We start from the raw sequence: 2,154 nt of genomic DNA on the forward strand, positions 1-2,154 counted from the left end.
ACCTGGAGGACATCGTGCCGCTGGTGCGAGATTTCCTGGGTCGGGTGCATCCGCCTTCCGATCCGGCCCTTCGCATTTGAGCGACCGAGCGGCTGTTCGGTACCTGCTCAGCGTTTTTTGCCGCCGAAGATGCTGCCGAGGACGCCGCGGATGATTTCCCGTCCCACGGCCGAGCCCATGGTGCGAACGGCTGACTTGGCCATGCTCTGCGCCAGGCCGTCGTGTTTGCCGCCGCGCGGGCCGGTGGTGCCGAACAGGACGTCGTTGAGCCCGCCCATGATGCCGCCTGAATCGGTTTGCCCGGCCGCGCCGCCCTGGGGCGCCTTGGCTGCTTCTGTGGCGGCCACTTCTGCACGGCCTTTGATGGCTTCGTAGGCTGACTCGCGGTCTACCGTCTTTTCGTAGGCACCGGCGACCAGTGAGTTTTGCAGTAATTGCTGGCGTTGTGGCGGTGTGATGGGGCCGATCTGGCTGCCTGGAGGCAGCACGTAAACGCGTTCCGTCACGCTGGGGCGGCCCTTGCTGTCGAGAAAGCTCACCAGGGCCTCGCCAACGGCCAGCTCGGTGATCGCGGTTTCGATGTCGAGGCCGGGCTTTTGCCGCATGGTCTGGGCGGTGGCCTTGACGGCTTTTTGGTCGCGCGGCGTGAAGGCGCGCAAGGCGTGCTGCACCCGGTTGCCGAGTTGGGCCAACACTGAATCGGGAATGTCCAGCGGATTTTGTGTCACGAAATACACGCCGACGCCCTTGGAGCGGACCAGCCGCACCACCAGCTCGATGCGCTCAACCAGCACCTTGGGCGCTTCATTGAAGAGCAGGTGGGCTTCGTCAAAGAAAAAGACGAGCTTGGGCTGGTCCGGGTCGCCAATTTCAGGCAGTTGTTCGAACAGCTCGGACAGCATCCACAGCAGGAAGGTGGCGTAGAGGCGCGGCGAGTTCATGAGCTTGTCGGCCGCCAGGATGTTGATCACCCCTTTGCCATCCACCGTTTGCATGAAGTCGCTAATGTTGAGCATGGGCTCGCCGAAGAACTTGTCACCACCCTGGCTTTCGACCTGCAGCAACCCACGCTGGATAGCGCCCACGCTGGCGGCGCTGACGTTGCCATATTTGGTGGTGAACTCGCTGGCGTTGTCGCCGACGTACTGCAGCATGGCGCGCAGGTCTTTCAGATCGAGCAGAAGCATGCCGTTGTCGTCGGCAATCTTGAAGACCAGGTTGAGCACGCCGGCCTGGGTGTCATTCAGGTTGAGCATGCGGCCCAGCAACAATGGGCCCATGTCGGAGATGGTGGCGCGTACGGGATGGCCCTGTTCGCCGAAGACGTCCCACAGTGTGGCGGGGCAGGCCGTCGATTCGGGAAGGTCGATGCCGCGTTCCTTGAGGATGCCGGCCATTTTGGCGCCGATGGTGCCGGCCTGGCTGATGCCGGTCAAGTCTCCCTTGACGTCGGCCATGAAGACCGGGACACCGATTTTCGAGAAGTTTTCGGCCAGTGTTTGCAGCGTGACTGTCTTGCCGGTGCCCGTAGCTCCGGTGATCAACCCATGGCGGTTGGCCAGCGCGGGAAGGATCTCGCAGTGGATGGAATCGTGCTTGGCAATCAGTAGCGGCTCGGCCATGGGGTGTCCTGGAGTGAAAAAGTAAAATGCGGGTTGTAGATTAAATCAATTAATCAGTCTGAAAAGGGATTCTTCGTGGCCGGTCACAGTAAATGGGCGAATATTCAACACCGCAAGGGGCGCCAGGATGAAAAGCGCCAGCGCATCTGGACCCGGGTGATGCGCGAAATCATGGTGGCGGCCCGCATGGGCGGCGGCGACCTGGGCACGAATCCGCGGCTGCGCCTGGCGGTAGACAAGGCCAAGGCGGCCAACATGCCCAATGAGAACGTCAAATACGGCATCGCCAAGGCCACCGGCAGCCTGGAAGGCGTGCATTACGAAGAAGTGCGCTATGAAGGCTACGGCATAGGCGGCGCGGCCATCATCGTCGACTGCATGACCGACAACAAGGTTCGCACCGTGGCTGAAGTGCGGCATGCCTTTTCCAAGCATGGCGGCAACATGGGCACGGAAGGCTCGGTGGCGTTTCAGTTCAAGCACTGTGGCCAGCTGATTTTTGCACCCGGCACCAGCGAAGACAAGATCATGG

2 protein-coding genes are annotated in these 2,154 nt (G+C 61.6%); one reads left to right on the forward strand and one right to left on the reverse strand.

The window, feature by feature from the left end:
• Positions 1–107: 107 nt before the first annotated feature.
• On the reverse strand, positions 108–1,622 hold the full coding sequence (locus AC1D0Z_RS20150; protein ID WP_477659944.1) for a helicase HerA-like C-terminal domain-containing protein: 1,515 nt from the start codon (positions 1,620–1,622) through the stop codon (positions 108–110).
• Positions 1,623–1,697: 75 nt separating this feature from the next.
• Between AC1D0Z_RS20150 and AC1D0Z_RS20155 the strand changes: the two genes are divergently transcribed.
• Positions 1,698–2,154 (forward strand): YebC/PmpR family DNA-binding transcriptional regulator (locus AC1D0Z_RS20155; protein ID WP_477659945.1); only part of this gene is annotated, 457 nt, incomplete at its 3' end.

The organism is Polaromonas sp. P1_E3 (assembly GCF_056405935.1).